The following is a 14,691-nucleotide window of genomic DNA, read 5'->3' as shown; positions in this document are numbered from 1 at the left end:
CCTACTGGGCGGCGGGTTGATGAATGTCCGAATTCGGGGAACCGTCACCGGCAAGCGGATCTGACACACCGAAACGATGTGCCAGATCTTTCATGCCGCGATAAAATGAAAAGTCGCGGCGCACAATTTCATTGCCCTTGCGCCCCATGGCATCACGCATCGCCGGATCGGTGATGACGACTTGCAGGGCATCGGCCAGGGCATCTGGATTGCGTTGCGGAACAAGTTTTCCATTCACCCCATCAACAAGCAGTTCCGGAATGGCCGAAATTGCCGTCGACACCGCGGCAAGGCCGCAAAGCTGGGCTTCCATCAGAACGTTGGGCAAGCCGTCCCGATCACCATCCTGTTCAATGCGGCTGGCCAGCACGAAAAGGTCCGATGACTGACAAGCCGCGATGACTTCCTTCTGGTCGCGTGGGCCACGCCAGTCACATTTCGCCGCAATGCCAAGTTCGGAGGCCAGCTGTTTATATTTGCTGTCACTGCCACCGCCGATATGGATGAACCGCCAATGCAAGCCGGCTGGCAATTTTGCCAGCGCACGCAAAAGATCGTCATATCCCTTTTTGCCAACCAGACGACCGACCGACAGTATGGTCACCGGGTTTTCCGGATCACTGCCATCGCGCATCGGCCGGTTTGGCAATTCTTCGGGGAAGCGCGAAAAATCAAGCCCATGATAAAGCAGGTTCACCTTGTCCGGGTCTTCGGCAAGCGTACGCAGATAATCAACATTGGCCTTGGTACAGGTCACAAGCCAATCCATATCGCTCAGCTTTTCGCGCATGTCCCAGTCTTCACTGGTATAGATATCCTTGGCGTGTGCCGAACATGACCATGGCAAGCCGCGCATGATCGCGCAATAACGGGCCACCGATGCGGGGGTATGCAGGAAATGCGCATAAATGCGCGTCACATCATCAGGCAGCTCGGCCGCCATGACCACTGCCTGTGCGAACCGCCTGGCACGGTTGGACGTGCGATCTCGACGGTAATCCTGCCACCAGATATTGAAAGCCCGGCGATATCCCAGAAGTTTGCGGGCCTTTAACCAGGCACGCAAAACACGCATCGGTTCCTGATAAACATATTCCGGAAGGTAATCGACAGCCCCGGTGATCCGGTCATTGATCGGATGGCGTTTTTTGTCGGTCGGATGACGCAATGAAACGATGCGATACGGAATACCGGCCTGCTGAATGCCAAGAATTTCCTGCGCAATAAAGGTTTCCGACAATCGCGGATATCCCTTCACCACGATTGCAAGATTGTCGCGTGTCATCAATTTTGTTCCCGGAAATGCTTATTCGGCGGCCATTTGCGGCGGAAGCCAGCGATCAACAAGATCCCCGACCCGATCAAGCCCGCCCATAAGGTTGGGTACCGTGACGTGGGACGGTTTGGGCTGATGGATCAGTCCGTGAAGGGCATCGGCCATTTCACGCGGATCGCGCCCGCCATCTTCGGTCAGCATCTTGACCAGTCCGAGCTTTTCGGCAGCTGATGCGCGGACATATTGTTCCAGACGCGGCACTGTGCGCGGCACGATAACCGCGGGCTTGTCAAAGGACAGGATTTCGCAAAACGTGTTGTAACCGCCCATGGCAATGACACCGGCAGATTTATCCATCAGCATTTCGACATTGGCATCAAAGGTAATGACCGAAAGCTTTTCAATCTTTTCGGCACGTTCCATGAAGGCCTTTTGTTCTGCGGGCGCCATGAATGGTCCCAGAACAACAAGCGATGGAACAGCAATCGTCGGGTCAGTTTCATAGGCACTGATCACCCAGTCAACCAGATTAACACCATCCCCGCCACCACCGGTGGTTACCAGGTAATAGGGTTCTTCAAGACCAAGCGCACCATGTTCCGGGGTCGGGCGCCGTGTTGCAGTACGCGGCAGATATCCGGTATAGGCCATCTTGTTTTCAACACCCGGCGGCAAATCAATCCCTTCGAGCGGATTACAGATTTCCTGCAAACCATAGACCCAGATTTCGTCATACAGATCGGCGAGCGCCGGAACACATTGTTTGCGATCCCATTCTTCGCGCAGATTGGCCGGGTCATCCATCACATCACGCAAGCCCATCACCAGACGGGTCCGTCGATGACGCAACATCTTAAGCGTCGATTCCACTTCACCACGAAGACCAAGCGGTTCCTTGTCGACGATGAAAATGTCGGGATTGAAGACATCGGCCGTGTGCTGAATGATCGATTCACGCATCGCCAGGATCTGATCAACGTCGATATTCAGATTAAGGGACGTATATTCCCCGTTCGACAGTTTGATCACGCCGGGAATACGGACAAAGTCGACTCGCGAACGGAATTCGAAACTGCCAATGATCGGTGATCCGGACAGGATAAGAACAGAAACATCATCACGACGTGACACAAGCGCATGCGCAATTGTGCGGCAACGGCGCAGATGGCCGAGCCCAAACGTATCATGACTGTAAATTAGAACCCGATACCCGGAGTTCCCCACGATAGACATATACCCGCCCGTCTGCGTAGTGATCCTTAATATCCTGTCTCTCCACCTCACAGGGTGACAGGATATCTCTTATTGGCAAGCAAATCCGTTTGTACAAATCCGGTTTGCCATTTTGTTTTCCCAGCTAATTGCTCTCACACTGACCCGATATCGCGCAAGACTTTTTCGAGCAGCTTCTGCCTTTCGGCTGGTGTGCCAAGTGACTGCAACTTCTCGGAAAGCGCGGTGATGGTCCCGGCATACATGTTATGCCAATCATCACGCGACAGTTCTTCACCCGAAAGTCTCGGCTTGTGCTGAACCACATGCAAGGTGCCCTTTTGCAAGGTCACTGTTTCATCAAGCATGGGCAGGGATATCTTTTCGACAGGTATGTCATGGGCAATCAGCGCTTGTTGGAAGGCAGTTCGCGCGCCCTCTTCACCATGGGTAAGGAAAATGCGCTTGGCCACAGGTAGTCTGTCTTTGGTCCAGCGCAAGAGCATGTCCTGATCGGCGTGACCGGAATAGACATCAAGCGTGCGAATTCGGGCATGGACCTCGATCTCGTCGCCATGAATGCGGACATGTTTTGCCCCCTTCTGCAAGACACGCCCGAATGATCCTGCGGCCTGGAAGCCGACCAGCAAGACGGTGCAGTTGGCCCGCCACAGATTGTTTTTCAGATGATAGCGAATGCGACCCGCATCACACATGCCGCTTGCCGACAAAATGATCGCACCGCTGGTCACCCGTGCCAGTTGTTTGCTGGCTTCGACATCGGGAACCATATGGAATTTCGGATGTTCAAGGGCACGCGCATCTTCATGACTGAGATGACGGGCAAAGACGTCTGTCGCATGTTGCGCAAGCGGGCTGTCGACAAAGACATTTGCCTCGGGCAAGTGCCCGCGATTGAACAGATGCGCAAGATCAACCAGCAATTCCTGGGTTCTGGCGACGGCAAAGCTTGGAATGACAAGGTTGCCACCGGCATTCAGTGCATCACGAACTTCCTTGCCCAACATGGCGCGGCGTTCATCATCACTGACATTTGGGCGATTGCGATCACCATAGGTCGTCTCGACAAACAGATAGTCAAGATCAGACGGGCCTTCGGGGGCCTCGTTAAACACGGCTTCGCCGGTACCGATATCGCCAGAAAACAGAATGCGGGTCGGTTTGGTTTCCTTTCCAACCGGTGAGACTTCAACCTCGATCGAGGCCGAGCCCAGCAGATGCCCGGCATCCCAATAGCGGGCGCGTACACCGTCGATGACATCAATCCATTCGTGATATTCGACGGGTTTGAGCCTTTGCAAGGTTTGTTCGGCATCCTTGCGGGTATAGATCGGGGTTACTTCCGGGCGTCCACGGCGCGCATTGCGGCGGTTAAGGCGTTCGACCTCGCTTTCCTGAATATATCCGGAATCGGGCAACATATAAGTCAGAAGATCACAGGTCGGCTCCGTCGCCAGAATGTGGTTTTCAAAGCCTGCCTTGACCAGTTTCGGCAACAACCCGGAATGATCGATATGGGCGTGGGTCAACAAAACGGCTGAAATGTCGGACGCCTTGAACGGAAACGGTCCATAGTTCAGTTCGCGGACAGTTTTGCTGCCCTGGAACATGCCGCAATCAACAAGAAACTGACCATGGTCGGTCTGCAACAGATAACACGAGCCGGTCACACCGCCAGCGGCACCACAAAACGTAACTGATACGGTCATTCCCGTTCCTCCTGCACGTCAACAAGGCTGCAAGGATTCAGGAATAAACCTGTCATTGCAATGATATGGATCACTTATTGGACGCTTTATTGCAAACCACGCAGCGGCAGATACAAAACCTGATCGCCCTTGCACAGCTTGCCGCAATTTTCAGGGATTTCAATCAGGCCTTCTGCCCACACCATGGATGATAGCATCCCCGAACTGGTCGAAGAAAAGGCAACCGCTTCGAATTCACCGTCATCAGTCTGTATCAGTCTCGCACGCAGCCATTCGCGACGTCCGGTCCCACGCTGAAAATCAAAACCGGCGCGAACCGGAATGCGCACAGGTTCGCTCCACGACCGTTCAGCCCCCATCATATGACGAAGCAGTGGCAAAACATACAGCAGACCGGACACCAGCACCGAAACAGGATTGCCCGGCAATCCGATGACCAGGCATTTGCCAATCCGGCCACGCATCAACGGCTTTCCTGGTTTGATGGCAAGCTTCCAGGCCGTGATTTCACCAAGTTTGTCGACAACCGGTTTCAGCAAGTCCGCCTTGCCCACAGACACCCCGCCCGATGTCATCACAACATCATGATTTTGGGCAGCGTCTCCTATTGCGGTGGCAAGCACGTCGAAATCATCCGCAAGCAGGCCAAGATCGGTGACCTGACATCCGATGTCGCGCAACATGCCGATCATCGCAAACCGGTTGGAATCATAAATCCCCCCGTGCGGAAGCGGATCCCCCGGTTTTGCCAATTCGTCCCCGGTTGAAAAGACCGCAACACGAAGCGGACGGGCGACTTTCAGACTGGCACGCCCCTGCCCGGCGGCAATCGCGATATCCTGTGGGCGCAAGACCATGCCGGCACGCAGGACAACATCACCTTTTTTGATATCTTCACCCGCCCAGCGGATGTTCTGATGACGCCGGGTCCGGGCAATCACGTCACCGGCAATTTCGATGCCGGTTTCATCCTGATCGGCGATGACATTTTCCTGGATAATGACGCAGTCTGCCCCATCGGGAATGGCGGCCCCGGTGGCAATCCGGATGGCCGTTCCTTCTGGTACGGTGCCCGAATACGGATGTCCAGCCAATGACGTCCCGACAACGGGCATCGTTCCGTCAACCGTCGCCAAATCGGCAAGGCGCACGGCATATCCATCCATGGCTGAATTATCGACCGATGGCACAGAAAAACCGGCCATCACATCTTCGCGCAGGACGGCACCATAACAGTCCGTCAGGGGGCGTTCTTCGACATGTTGTGCGACCGGCACCTCCGAAAATGCGATTTCAAGCGCATCGGAAAGCAGTGTCAGTCCGGGTTTGATATTTTGCATCTATGTTACCTGCCCGCGTTGACGTGATTTGGATTTCAGGACTCGCCACCATGGCCCGGGCGGGATTTTGAGATGGCACGGCTTAGCATGATCACCGGTACCACACCGACAAGAACGATGGTCAGGGCCCCAAGGGCAGCCTGTTCGATCATCTCGTCCTTGGCAAACTGATAAACATGGGTTGCCAATGTATCGAAATTGAACGGCCGCAAAATCAATGTTGCCGGTAGTTCTTTCATGCCATCGACAAACACCAGTACAGATGCCGCCAGAATTCCGCCCCGCACCATCGGAAAGTGAATGCGTTTGAGCGTTCCCCAGGGACTTTCGCCAAGGGTCCTTGCTGCGTCATCCATGCTTGGCCGCACCTTGCCCAAGGCAGCTTCGATCGAACCATACGACACCGCCATGAACCGCACCGCATAGGCAAAAACAAGCGCAAACACCGTCCCGCTCAGCAACAAACCGGTCGAAATCCCGAACGTGTCGCGCATGACCGCATCCAGCGCATTGTCAAATCGCGCAAACGGGATCAGAACCCCGATCGCCAGAACTGCGCCAGGCACGGCATAGCCCACAGATGACAACCGCACGAAGAATTTCAGGAACGGTTGCGGGAATAACCGCAACGCATAGGCCATGAACAATGCACATCCAACCGCCAACGCCGTGGCAAGCCCCGACACCAGCAGACTGTTACCGGCAAATTCAAAGAAATCTGCCGTCCAGCTTTGATCAAAATAGCCGACCGAATAATAAATCAACACCATCGACGGGACGACAAAGCCCAGCACAATCGGCAAAATGCAGATTGCCAGCGCCCCGGTTTTTGCCATCGGTCCAAGATCGTAGCCCGGCAGTTCCTGGTACCGGTTGGTTGTATCGTGGAAGCGCTGGCGACGGCGCGAATAGCGTTCAATCACCAGAAGCGCAATAACCACCGCCAGCATCGTCAGGGCAATCTGGGCGGCACCGCCCGCATTGCCCATGCCAAGCCATACGTTAAACACCCCGGCTGTCAGGGTATGCACCGCAAAGAAATCAATGGTGCCGAAATCGTTCAGCGTTTCCATCAGCGCAATGACAACACCGACAACAATCGCCGGGCGTGCCAATGGCAATGCAACGGTGACAAACGAGCTCCATGCGCTGCGGCCAAGAACACGGGCTGCTTCGATCACGCAGATTGACTGCGCCAGAAACGCTGCGCGGGCGAGCATGTAAACATAGGGATAAAGTGTCAGACTAAGAACAAGGATCGCCCCGCCCTTGGTACGGATATCGGGGAACCAGTAATCTGCCGCTGATGACCAACCAAAAATATCACGCAACAACCGTTGCACCGGTCCGGCATATTCCAGCAAATCCGTATAGACATAGGCCACGATATAGGCCGGCACCGCCATCGGCAGAAGCATGGCCCATTCAAAGAACCGCTTGCCCGGAAGTTTGCACATCGTGACAACCCAGGCCGATGAAACGCCAAGCAATGTCACACCGACACCGACACCAAGCATCAGCACGGCCGTGTTTTTGACATAACGCGGCAACATGGTCGATGCCAGATGCGGCCAGATATTCTCTGTCGGGAAGAATGCCAGATAGGCCACGGCGATAATCGGGGCTGCCACCATCATCGCAATGACAAAGGCCCCGATCAGCCAGACAGCCGATTGTCCGCGCGGCAACCAGCGCATGGCAGGATTGCCGCTGGGCGTACGCATCGGATCAAACGTTTCAGTAACTGCGGCGGGACGGATATCCTCGTCCTTTGGCGTGTGGCATGCGTTGTTCAAGGCAGTTTCCGTCTCAGTCGTCAAAGGCCACTTCATCAAGAAGCTGTTTCGCCAAATCCTGATAGCCTGCAATGACGGTTAAAGGCAAATGTTCAGAGGTGAATTCACCCCATGAACGCAACATTTCCGGCCAGACGATCCCGACCGGATATTCAAAATTGACCGCGGCATAAACGTGCTGGATTTCGTTGCTCGACATGAATTCGATCAGTTTCAGCGCATTTTCACGGTTCGGGGCCCGCTTCATCAAGACCACACCGGTGATATTGACGTGGGTGCCAGTGGATTTCTGATTTGGAAAGACAATCTGGACCCTGCTGGCATCCTTGCGCGTGGCCGGATCATCCAGCATTTTTCCGTAGTAATAGGAATTTGCAATCGCGACACTGCATTCCCCACGTGCGACCGCCGCAATCTGATCAGCATCGCCGCCCTGGGGTTTGCGCGCCAGATTGCCCTTAACATAGCGCAGCCAGTTTCGGGTATATTCCGGCCCGTGATGCGCAAGCATCGATGCCACAAGGCCGGTATTATAGACGTGATATCCCGACCGGATGCAGATCTTGCCTCGCCATTGCGGATTGGCCAGTTCCTCGTAACTTTCGATTTGCATCTGGTTTCCGGCCTGACGCGGGGTGACCAATACCCGTGCCCGCGATGTCAGCCCGACCCAAAGATTGTTGGTATCGCGATATGTCGTGGGAATGTTTTCATCGACGATTGGTGATGTGATCGGTGATGCGATATCGGCATTTGCCGCCTCGACCAGGCGCCCAACATTCACAGCAATCAGGATATCGGCCGGGGTTGATTCATGCTCGCGTCGAATTCGGTCAACCAAATCTGTTTGGGAATACAGGACGTTAACGCGAATTCCTGTTGCTTTGGTAAAGCGGTCAAAGACAGGCTGAATGAATTGCGGCTCGCGTTCGGTATAGACATTGACTTCATTGCCGGCCTGCGCGGATGTGCCCATTCCCAACGCCAGCAGACATCCGAAAATCATCCTTTGAACGTAACTGCCCGCCATCAACCCGCGCCATGTTCCCCAACCACATCAATCTGGACATAGTTGCCCAATGTGTCCGGGAAATCAATTCAGACAAATCAATTATACCAACCAGCTCGCCGCCCCTATCCGGAAGACAGGGGCGTTATGGGGTGATGAATTTATTCGTTAAAGCCGACTTCATCGATCAGACGAATGGCCGCACCACGATTTTCGGCGATCTTGTTCAAAGACAGTTCATCATGGGTAAAGGTGCCCCAGGACCGCACCATTTCCGACCATGCCACACCCGGCTTCACCGGATATTCGAAATTGACGTCGGCATACATGTGCTGGGCTTCATCGCCTGACAGGAACTCGACCAGCTTGATGGCGTTTTCCTTGTTCGGGGCATGTTTCATAAGGGCAACCCCCGAAATATTGACATGCGTACCCCGGTCACCCTGGTTCGGGAAGACAATGCGCACCTGTTTTGCTGCCGGGGCCTTGTTCGGGTCATCCAGCATCTTGCCGTAATAATAGGAATTGCCGATCGCCAGATCACATACACCCTGCGAGACGGCCTCGATCTGGTCGATGTCGGCACCCTGGGGCTTACGCGCCAGATTTTCCTTCACCGATGTCAGCCAGGTTTTCGTATATTCTTCGCCGTGATGGGCAATCATCGATGCGATCAGCGCGATGTTGTAAACATGCATGCCCGACCGCACACAAATCCGGCCTTTCCATTTCGGATCGGCCAGCTCCTCGTAGGTGGAAATCGCATCCGGTGCGACCCGGTCAAGCGATGTGTAAAGCACACGCGCACGGGTCGTCAGACCGACCCACAATTCATTTTCATCGCGAAACTGGTCCGGGATGTTTGCTTCGAGTACGTCACTTGTCAGTGGCTGGGCGATATCGGCATCAACGGCATCCTGAATACGACCGATATCAACCGTCAGAAGCAGGTCGGCAGGACTGTTGCGCCCTTCATGCTTGATCCGTTCAACCAGACCACTTTGCGAAAACAGCGTATTGACCCGGATGCCGGTTTCTTCGGTAAAACGCTTGAACATCGGTTCGATCAGGAAAGGCTGTCGCAACGAATAGACATTGACTTCTTCTGCTGCATTGGCGCCCTGAACCATCGAAAGTCCCATTGCCGCCGCGACCAGACCATAGACCGTTTTGCGCAGAAAAATCATGAATGCCTCTTGTGGATGTGCTGTGCGAACAAACAGCAATTAGGAATGATTTGTATTCGCCGTCGGCGAAATTAAAGGCCAGAGCCCGGTTCTTGCAAGCCCGAAAGCACAGATTTTCGATGTTAAAGGGCAGACATGCGGACAAATGCGGCTTTTTGGCCATCCTAACCACAAATATGAAAAAGGGATGGCAATGTGCCATCCCTTCAAAAATTCTGCTTTCAGAAGCAGCGATCTATTCGTTGTAGCCGACCGTATCGACCAGCTTGATCGCATCCGGGCTCAGACGTGCAATATCGGAAAGCGGCAGTTCGTCAGCCTTGAAGGTGCCCCAGGATTTGACGTTCTCGGCCCATTCGACACCCGGCTTGACGGGGTATTCGTAATTGACCTCTGCATAGATTTGCTGAGCAACATCGCCGGTCAGGAATTCCATCAGCTTCACGGCGTTTTCGCGGTTCGGGCCATCCTTGATCAGGCTCATGCCCGAGATGTTCATCGACATGCCACGATCTGCCTGGTTCGGGAAGACGATATTGACCGACTCTGCCCACGGGCGCTGCTCTTCGTTGTCGAGCATCTTGCCATAGTAATAGGTATTGCCGATCGCGACGTCACAAACGCCTTCCTTGATCGCCTTTACCTGGGCGCGGTCATTGCCCTGCGGCTTGCGGGCAAGGTTGTTTTTCAAACCTTCGAGCCATTCTTTGGCTTTTTCTTCGCCATGAACAGCAATCATCGACGCAAACAGCGCAACGTTATAAACATGCGTGCCGGAACGGGTGCAGATTTTGCCTTCCCATTTCGGGTCTGCCAGATCTTCGTAAGAGGTGATTTCACCTTCGGCCACGCGGTCCTTGGACGCATAGATCGCACGACCACGCTGGGTCAGCGCGAACCAGTGACCTTCGGGATCACGCAGATGCGCCGGGATGTTTCCATTGATGACATCATTGGAAACGGCTTCGGTTACGCCGGCATCAACAGCCTGCTGAATGCGGCTGATGTCGACCGTCATCAGAATGTCGGCCGGGCTGTTCGCCCCTTCCTGCTTGATACGTTCGACCAGACCTTTTTCCGCAAAGATCACATTGACCTTAACGCCCGTCTGTTCGGTGAATTTTTCAAACAGCGGCTCGACCAGGAATTCCTGGCGAAGGGAATAAACATTCACTTCCTGTGCGCTGGCAATGGCTGCTGCAAAGGTGGTCGCACCGAATACGGCACCACCGATCAATTTCCTGATTTCCATCTGAACGATCCCTATTGAACGTGATTACGTCTCAACTCCCATGAAGTTGCAATTAATTTGCAACCGCGCTTGCAATTAAGAGCAATCCGCCATCATTTCAATAAGGTTTCATCCTAAGGCCGCCCGCAGTGTGATTCACATCACTCCATCGCACCCCGCGTTGAAAGAATGCTTGAACTCCTAGAGAACGTTGAACGACCCGCCGCTTGAGGCGCGCCATGCATCCAGAAATTCCTGATAGGCGGGAATGTCCCCTGCCCGTTCTTCAAGCCAGCCAACCGTCAGATTGATCGCGTGATTGTATCCGTCATGATCGGTCAGTCCGGTATGCAGGGCATGACGCAGATACAGCAAATAGGTATTGAGCACATCTGTTTCACAATAACGGCGAATGCCATCGATCTCGCCATTGTCAAACATGTCCGAAACCTTGCTGCCATCAACACCGGTCTTGCCCGGCAAATCCAGTGCGGCACATACTTCATTCATCTTGGTACGGGCTGATGCACCGTAATCAGACAGTACTTCGGCAAGGTCACAATGCCAGTTCGGTGCATAACGGGATGTATAGTTTTCCCATTTGTTCGATGCCTGATGCAGCCAGCGCGCCGTAACGCCATGCTTCATCGCGCGGTATTTCAGAACCGGCAAATCAAACCCCCGGCCATTGAAGCTGACCAGTCTGGGATAAAGCTTTCCGCAATAGGCAAAGAACCCGTTCACAAGATCCTTTTCCTCGGATGTCAGATCCCCGCCGGACCGCAATTCTTCGATCTCGTACATTTCTAGATCACCATCGCGCTGGATGGTTGCACGCAGAAAGCTGATCGCAACGACCTTGTGAAACGGTTGACGGGGGAACCCATTGCGACCGCTGGTGATTTCCAGATGATAATCTTCGAGCATCTTCCGCCCGGTTTCCGGATCAGGTGCCGTTTCACCGGTCAGTTGCGGCAAAACATCAATGTCGGGAACGGTTTCAATATCAAAGACGAACAGACTGGAATGCATCATCACGGGCCCCACAGGTTTGTTTTGCCCACCATAACGGCAAGCAGACCGGATTTCACGGGAATATCGGCATGAATTCCACTCAGTATAGCTGACATCTCCTGCCATCATTGTCAGGAGCAACCTGCCATCATGGCTGCAACTGACTGGGATCACATCATGGTTAACTGACGCACCGGGGGTTGCATCCATTTTGCGCGCCCGGTTAAACTTGCGCATGGGACTTTAACCACCTGTATCAGGGGCACTGTCGGCTTCATCGGGGGACCTACCAGGATGAGCCACGCAAATATCGGGCAAAAGCAGTGCATTTGATGCGATTCCGGACCGCAACCACGAAGGGACAGAAGGATGAAAACCCTGCCTACCGGAGCCGCAATGCTGATGGCCGCTGGCCTTGCATTTTCCACATTCATTTCAACCGCACAGGCACAGGACGTGACATGCGAAATTGACCGCCCCGTCATGTTTGCCGGCCTGAATTATGACAGTGCGCTTTTTCACAATGCCGTCGCACGGTTCATCATCGAAAAGGGGTATGGCTGCAAAACCGATGCCCTGCCCGGTGATGTCATTCCGCTTTTGACCGGTGCCGGCAAAGGCGATGTTGACGTCGTCATGGAAATCTGGCGCGACAATGTGGCCGATGCCTGGAAAAAGGCAGAGGCCGCCGGAACCGTCAGCCAGATCGGGGTGAATTTTGACGATGCTGTCGAAGGATGGTTTGTCCCGCGCTATGTGATCGAAGGCGATGCCGCACGCGGGATCGAGCCGATGGCACCGGATCTGAAATCGGTTGATGATCTGCCGAAATATGCATCCTTGTTCGAAGACCCTGAAGAACCCGGCAAAGGGCGCTTTTATAACTGCCCGTCGGGTTGGGTATGTGAAAAGGTCAACTCGGCAAAGCTTTCGGCCTATCAGCTTGATGACAGCTTTACCAATTTCCGCCCCGGCACCGGTGCGGCACTTTCCGCGGCAATCGCATCTGCGCATAAACGCGGCAAACCGGCACTTTATTATTACTGGGGACCGACCTGGGTCATGGGGCTTTATGACAGCTACCGGCTCGAAGAACCGGCCTATGACCAGACCATTTTTGATGCGCTGAAAACCGATTCTTCCCCGAAGAAGGCAACCGCATATCCGCAAAGCACGGTGACGGTCGGCGTCAATTCCGACTTCATGAAATCCGCGCCGAAACTGATCGAGTTCCTGACCCATTATGAGACCAGCAATGCACTTGTTTCGGAAATGCTGGCTTATATGCAGGAAAACAACGAAAAGCCCGAAGGCGCGGCACTTTATTTCCTGAAACAAAAACCGGATGTCTGGAAAGCCTGGGTGCCGGAAAAGGTCGCCGCCCGGGTTGAGGCCGCTTTGTAAGCTGCTGTGCAAAGCAGCCTTGCAAAAGGCACTGTAAACTAATGATTTTGATGTATGGGGCGGATCATTTTCCGCCCCATATTTTTTGCGCATTCTGCCCCTGCCATCACATCCATTCCGGCATGGCGTCATCCTGACGGGCTAACTCAGCTCATTTTCCAAGTGAAAACAACCAAAGGAAACAGAGATGAAAATCCGTTTTGATGCCTTGCGTGGTCTTGCGCGCCACGTGATCATGGCCGGAATCATGATTGCGCTTGGTGCGGTCGTTGTACCTTCCCCATCGCATGCAGCTTCTTGCTCGGCCACCACCAATTCCGCCTTTGCCACGACGATCGCAAACGGGCATGCCTATACCAAACACAAGGACGAATTTGTTAAGGGAAAAGTCATTGACAATCTGGCTTTTCCGGACGCCACCATCGCCAGTGCTGGCGAGTTTGCCACTTTCCTGGAGGGCATTCTGGACGCGCCCAGCGAAAACAAGTCGCTTGCCAATAGCCGCGCGGCATACTGGGACAGCCGTACCGGCACAATCATCATCACCAATGCAAATGCAGGTGATTGCGGCACGGCATTTCGCCCCACGGATGGCGTTACCTATTACAACCAGCAAAAATGACACCTGACAGGACTGGATTTTAATAATCATGCCCGGCACGCAGCCGGGCATGACAAACCGAAACAGATCAAAGCTGCAAGGAACCCGAAATGTCAGACCATGACAGCAAAATATCACTGTTGCTTACACGCGACGAAGCGATCGCGGTGTCAAATGCATTAAACTATATGGCAGCCGGTTGCGATGCGAACGAGTGTTCCACCCTCACCGGCGCAAGCCCGAAACAAATTCAGGCAATTTTTGATCGTCTGAAACAGAATTTGGATGAAACTGAAAAATGAACTGAATGAACCCGGGCACGCGGACATAAAATACTTGGCCCATCTGCTGCCGTGCCTGCCCGTATGCCATTGGTGAATGGCCATCAATCACCATAAGGCGAAGAACCATCTGTCCGGGTCGGCGGCCTTGGATCGACTTCGGTCGCATCCATCAAGCGGGCAACATGCTGCAACGAGTCAAGGATCTGCTTGCGTTCATCCAGATCAAGCATTTCATAGCGCAACATAAAATGGCCATCCATCAAAGGTGGCGTATTGATCAGAACTTCCCGCCCCTTGTCGGTCAGGCTGCTATTGACGACACGTTTGTCGCTGGCGTTGCGCGTGCGCACGATAAAGCCGCGTTCTTCAAGACGGTTCAGAATTGTGGTTACCGTCGCCTGACTAAGTGACACGTGTCGAGATATTTCACGCACAGTAACCGCACCAAGTTCTTCGATCGCAAGCAACACAACCAGCTGCGGAACCGTAAGACCACAAACCTTCATCACATGTTTTGAATGAAGATCCGTTGCTCGGATAATCTGTCGCAATGCGACAAGAACATCGAGAAATTCCTTACGCTTTGGCTGTTCCGACCCCATCTTGA

Annotated in this window: 13 protein-coding genes; 3 read left to right on the top strand and 10 right to left on the bottom strand. The window is 53.8% G+C overall.

The window, feature by feature from the left end; translation table 11 throughout:
- Position 1: 1 nt before the first annotated feature.
- From WA429_RS11515 to WA429_RS11475, 9 genes are all read right to left on the bottom strand, one after another.
- The gene (locus tag WA429_RS11515; RefSeq protein WP_287465176.1) at positions 2-1,285 is read right to left on the bottom strand and encodes a glycosyltransferase family 4 protein; all 1,284 of its coding nucleotides are present in this window, start codon (positions 1,283-1,285) and stop codon (positions 2-4) included.
- A gap of 21 nt (positions 1,286-1,306) precedes the next feature.
- Positions 1,307-2,407, bottom strand: coding sequence for a glycosyltransferase family protein (locus WA429_RS11510; protein ID WP_228195356.1), 1,101 nt, complete (start codon positions 2,405-2,407; stop codon positions 1,307-1,309).
- A 236-nt stretch (positions 2,408-2,643) separates the two neighbouring features.
- A complete protein-coding gene (locus tag WA429_RS11505) occupies positions 2,644-4,218 on the bottom strand; it encodes an MBL fold metallo-hydrolase (RefSeq protein WP_287465177.1) in 1,575 nt (524 codons plus the stop codon).
- A gap of 86 nt (positions 4,219-4,304) precedes the next feature.
- Positions 4,305-5,558 (bottom strand): molybdopterin molybdotransferase MoeA, encoded by a 1,254-nt coding sequence (locus WA429_RS11500; RefSeq protein WP_287465179.1) that lies wholly within the window; start codon positions 5,556-5,558, stop codon positions 4,305-4,307.
- A gap of 35 nt (positions 5,559-5,593) precedes the next feature.
- Positions 5,594-7,354 carry an ABC transporter permease gene (locus tag WA429_RS11495; RefSeq protein ID WP_242512850.1) on the bottom strand — a complete coding sequence of 587 codons (1,761 nt, stop codon included), beginning with the start codon at positions 7,352-7,354 and terminating at the stop codon, positions 5,594-5,596.
- A gap of 13 nt (positions 7,355-7,367) precedes the next feature.
- A complete protein-coding gene (locus WA429_RS11490) occupies positions 7,368-8,330 on the bottom strand; it encodes an extracellular solute-binding protein (RefSeq protein WP_287465180.1) in 963 nt (320 codons plus the stop codon).
- Between the two features lie 194 nt (positions 8,331-8,524).
- Entirely contained in the window at positions 8,525-9,550 is a 1,026-nt protein-coding gene (locus tag WA429_RS11485) for a Fe(3+) ABC transporter substrate-binding protein (RefSeq protein WP_114112462.1), read from the bottom strand.
- Between the two features lie 235 nt (positions 9,551-9,785).
- On the bottom strand, positions 9,786-10,802 hold the full coding sequence (locus tag WA429_RS11480) for a Fe(3+) ABC transporter substrate-binding protein (RefSeq protein ID WP_068519355.1): 1,017 nt from the start codon (positions 10,800-10,802) through the stop codon (positions 9,786-9,788).
- Between the two features lie 180 nt (positions 10,803-10,982).
- Entirely contained in the window at positions 10,983-11,816 is an 834-nt protein-coding gene (locus tag WA429_RS11475; RefSeq protein ID WP_197460843.1) for a 3'-5' exonuclease, read from the bottom strand.
- A gap of 348 nt (positions 11,817-12,164) precedes the next feature.
- Here WA429_RS11475 and WA429_RS11470 point away from each other — a divergent pair, with 348 nt between their 5' ends.
- From WA429_RS11470 to WA429_RS11460, 3 genes are all read left to right on the top strand, one after another.
- Positions 12,165-13,199: an ABC transporter substrate-binding protein gene (locus tag WA429_RS11470; RefSeq protein WP_287465182.1), complete on the top strand. Its 1,035-nt coding sequence runs from the start codon at positions 12,165-12,167 to the stop codon at positions 13,197-13,199.
- Between the two features lie 187 nt (positions 13,200-13,386).
- Complete coding sequence (locus tag WA429_RS11465; RefSeq protein ID WP_287465184.1) at positions 13,387-13,821, top strand: hypothetical protein; 435 nt, start codon at positions 13,387-13,389, stop codon at positions 13,819-13,821.
- An 89-nt stretch (positions 13,822-13,910) separates the two neighbouring features.
- Positions 13,911-14,102 (top strand): hypothetical protein, encoded by a 192-nt coding sequence (locus WA429_RS11460; protein WP_228195349.1) that lies wholly within the window; start codon positions 13,911-13,913, stop codon positions 14,100-14,102.
- Between the two features lie 83 nt (positions 14,103-14,185).
- Here the strand turns inward: WA429_RS11460 and WA429_RS11455 are convergent, their stop codons facing one another.
- Positions 14,186-14,686 (bottom strand): MarR family winged helix-turn-helix transcriptional regulator, encoded by a 501-nt coding sequence (locus WA429_RS11455; RefSeq protein WP_228195348.1) that lies wholly within the window; start codon positions 14,684-14,686, stop codon positions 14,186-14,188.
- Between the last annotated feature and the right edge of the window lie 5 nt (positions 14,687-14,691).

Source organism: Thalassospira sp. CH_XMU1420-2 (assembly GCF_037029325.1).
GTDB classification, from domain to species: domain Bacteria; phylum Pseudomonadota; class Alphaproteobacteria; order Rhodospirillales; family Thalassospiraceae; genus Thalassospira; species Thalassospira povalilytica.
This window is presented reverse-complemented; position numbering and strand designations above follow the sequence as displayed.

Bases quoted from the DNA above. Each gene is read 5' to 3' on its own strand.
- WA429_RS11465 (WP_287465184.1), top strand. From the start codon at position 13,387: ATGAAAATCCGTTTTGATGCCTTGCGTGGTCTTGCGCGCCACGTGATC.
- WA429_RS11515 (WP_287465176.1), bottom strand. From the start codon at position 1,285: ATGACACGCGACAATCTTGCAATCGTGGTGAAGGGATATCCGCGATTG.
- WA429_RS11460 (WP_228195349.1), top strand. From the start codon at position 13,911: ATGTCAGACCATGACAGCAAAATATCACTGTTGCTTACACGCGACGAA.
- WA429_RS11455 (WP_228195348.1), bottom strand. From the start codon at position 14,686: ATGGGGTCGGAACAGCCAAAGCGTAAGGAATTTCTCGATGTTCTTGTC.
- WA429_RS11475 (WP_197460843.1), bottom strand. From the start codon at position 11,816: ATGATGCATTCCAGTCTGTTCGTCTTTGATATTGAAACCGTTCCCGAC.
- WA429_RS11485 (WP_114112462.1), bottom strand. From the start codon at position 9,550: ATGATTTTTCTGCGCAAAACGGTCTATGGTCTGGTCGCGGCGGCAATG.
- WA429_RS11505 (WP_287465177.1), bottom strand. From the start codon at position 4,218: ATGACCGTATCAGTTACGTTTTGTGGTGCCGCTGGCGGTGTGACCGGC.
- WA429_RS11480 (WP_068519355.1), bottom strand. From the start codon at position 10,802: ATGGAAATCAGGAAATTGATCGGTGGTGCCGTATTCGGTGCGACCACC.
- WA429_RS11470 (WP_287465182.1), top strand. From the start codon at position 12,165: ATGAAAACCCTGCCTACCGGAGCCGCAATGCTGATGGCCGCTGGCCTT.
- WA429_RS11490 (WP_287465180.1), bottom strand. From the start codon at position 8,330: ATGGGCACATCCGCGCAGGCCGGCAATGAAGTCAATGTCTATACCGAA.
- WA429_RS11500 (WP_287465179.1), bottom strand. From the start codon at position 5,558: ATGCAAAATATCAAACCCGGACTGACACTGCTTTCCGATGCGCTTGAA.